Genomic DNA, 2,826 nt, shown 5'->3' with positions numbered 1-2,826 from the left:
GAGGCAAGGGCGGGGGCACCGAGGGCCGGAGCGTGCGCCCCAAGCGCAAGAGACGGGTGCTGCGCTGGACGGCGCTGGTGCTGTCGGTGCTGATACTCGGCACCGCGGGAGCGGCCTACCTCTACTACCGGCACCTGAACGCCAACCTCGACAAGGACGCCCTCAACCTCGGGGACAGCAAACTGGACAAGGCGGACCCGAACGCGAAGGGCCAGACCCCCCTCAACATCCTGCTGCTGGGCTCCGACTCGCGGAACTCGAAGGAGAACGTCAAGCTGGGCGGCTCCCGCGCCGACGCCACCCGCAAGCCCCTCGCGGACGTCCAGATGCTGGTGCACGTCTCCGCCGACCGCAGCAACATGTCGGTCGTCTCGGTCCCCAGGGACACCCGTACGACGATTCCCCGGTGCACCGACACGGACGACGGGAAGGTGTATCCGAAGGTCACGAACAAGATCAACACCAGTCTCCAGAACGGCGGTCCCGGCTGCACCGTGGCGACCTGGGAGGAGATGACGGGTGTCCCGATCGACCACTTCATGATGATCGACTTCTCCGGCGTGGTCTCGATGGCGGATGCCGTGGGCGGCGTCCCGGTCTGTGTGAACGAGAACGTCCACGACCCCAAGTCCAAGCTGAAGCTGGAGAAGGGCGAGTCGACCGTCAAGGGCAAGATGGCGCTGAGCTGGCTGCGCACCCGGCACGGCTTCGGCGACGGCACGGACATCGGCCGGGCGCGGGCCCAGCACATGTATATGAACGCGATGGTGCGTCAGCTCAAGGCGGGCACCAAGCTCACGGACCCGGGCAAGCTGATGAGCCTCGCCGAGGCCGCGACCAAGGCGCTCACCGTCGACGACGGCATCGACTCGGTCAAGAAGCTCTACGACCTGGGCAACGACCTCAAGAAGGTGCCGACCAAACGGATCACCATGGCCACCATGCCGTGGGAGTACGCCATGGGCGGCGCCTATGTGGTGCCCAAGAAGGACGACGCGGACCAGCTCTTCTCCATGGTGCGGCACGATGTCGCGCTGGACGGCAAGGACAAGAAGAAGGAGAAGGACAAGGACAAGTCCGGGGGCGGCGGCAAGAAGTCGGAGCCCACCGAGCTGTCCCGGCCCGAGGGGGAGATCCCGGTGCAGGTGCAGAACGGCACCGGCACCTCGCTCCAGCGGCCGGTCCAGGGCCGGGCCGGCGCCGTCGCCGAGGCGCTGACCGGCAAGGGCTTCACCCAGGCGGCGGCGGACCGTACGCCCAAGTCGCAGGCCGACACCACGATCCGCTATCCGAGCCGGGACCAGCGGGCCGACGCGCTGGCCGTCGCCAAGGCGCTGGGAGTCCCCGAGCGGCTCGTCAAGCACTCCACGATGACGGACCGGGTCACCCTGGTGGTCGGCGCGGACTGGCGGGAGGGCACCGACTATCCGAAGACCGAGCCCGGCCCGAGCGGCAGCGGGGACGGCAAGGGCGGAACGGGCGGAACGGGCGGTACCGACGACGGCAAGGCGCCGAAGAGCGCGGACGCGCTGAACGGCGACGACAAGAAGGCGTGTATGAAGGTCAACCCCAACTACACCTGGTGACCGCCTTCCGGCGCGGGCTCTACCCCTGGCGCACCGGTTCGCGGCGGCTGGCGACGACCTTCTTCGCCAGCTTCCGCGGACTGGTCAGAAAGCCCCAGCCCCACGACATATGCATGGTCGCCAGCGCGACCGGGATCCGCGCCCGCGCCGCGAGCGGCAGCCCCGCGCCCGCGGGCAGCGACCCGGCGGCAATGGCGGCCAGATAGCCGCCGGGGACGACGAAGCCCCAGGGCGTCACCAGCGCGCCCACCACCACACCGGCCGCCAGCGCGCACACCGCGGCGGGCGGCGCGAGGTAGCGCAGGTTGATCGAGCCCGCGTGGTAGCGCGCGACGACGTGCCGCCAGCGCCCGTAGTTCCGGTACTGCTTGGCCAGCGCGCGCACGCTCGGCCGGGGCCGGTAGGAGACCCGCAGCTCGGGCGAGAACCAGACCAGGCCGCCCGCCTCGCGGATCCGGAAGTTCAGCTCCCAGTCCTGGGCGCGGATGAACTCCTCGTTGTAGCCGCCCTGCTGCTCCAGCACCTCGCGGCGGAAGACGCCGAGGTAGACGGTCTCCGCCTCGCCCGCCTGGCCGCCGGTGTGGAAGGCGGCGTTGCCGACGCCGATCTTCGAGGTCATGGCGGCGGCCACGGCGTCCTCCCAGGCGTTCTCGCCCTCGGCGTGCATGATGCCGCCGACGTTGGCCGCGCCGGTCTCCTCCAGCAGCCGCACGGCCGTGGCGATGTAGTCCGGGGAGAGCATGCCGTGCCCGTCCACCCGGACCACCACGGGGTGCCGGGACGCCTTGATGGCGGCGTTCAGCCCGGCGGGCGTGCGGCCCGTCGGGTTGGGCACGGTGTGCACCCGCGCCCGGGGGTTTTCGGCGGTCTCGGCCACCAGCTCGGCCGCGATCGCGTCCGTGCGGTCCTCGGACGGGCCGAGGGCGATCACGACCTCCAGCTCGCCCGCGTACTCCTGCTCCAGGATGTGCCGGACGGAGCTGCGCAGATGCCGCTCCTCGTTGAGGACCGGCATGATCACGGAAACGGCGGGGAGTGAGGTGTCCTGAGTCACGCGCTCACGTTACCGCGATCGGGGGACAGGCCCGCACCGGGCGGGTGTCCCGGAGCCCGCCGGCGGCGTGGGGCCGCGATCCGCAGATCGTACGGGCCTACCGTGCGACGAAACGCCACGAGCCCCGCTCCCCTCGGCGGCCGTCTCCCGCCGCCCCGACCCGTGAAGGTGCGTGCCCCTTGCCCG

At 70.8% G+C, this 2,826-nt stretch carries 2 protein-coding genes; one reads left to right on the top strand and one right to left on the bottom strand.

The genetic code is table 11. The features are described 5' to 3' along the window. Positions 1–1,586: LCP family protein (locus G5C65_RS34955; protein WP_420903394.1), on the top strand; the 1,586-nt coding region annotated here is incomplete at its 5' end. A gap of 19 nt (positions 1,587–1,605) precedes the next feature. Here the strand turns inward: G5C65_RS34955 and G5C65_RS34950 are convergent. After that, positions 1,606–2,640, bottom strand: coding sequence for a glycosyltransferase family 2 protein (locus tag G5C65_RS34950; RefSeq protein ID WP_338146809.1), 1,035 nt, complete (start codon positions 2,638–2,640; stop codon positions 1,606–1,608). Positions 2,641–2,826 lie beyond the last annotated feature (186 nt).

Origin of the sequence: Streptomyces boncukensis, from assembly GCF_011045075.1 — a bacterium.
In the GTDB taxonomy this organism is placed as follows: Bacteria; Actinomycetota; Actinomycetes; order Streptomycetales; family Streptomycetaceae; genus Streptomyces; species Streptomyces boncukensis.
Note: the sequence above shows the minus strand (reverse complement) of the source record. Positions and strands in the feature narration are given on the sequence as shown.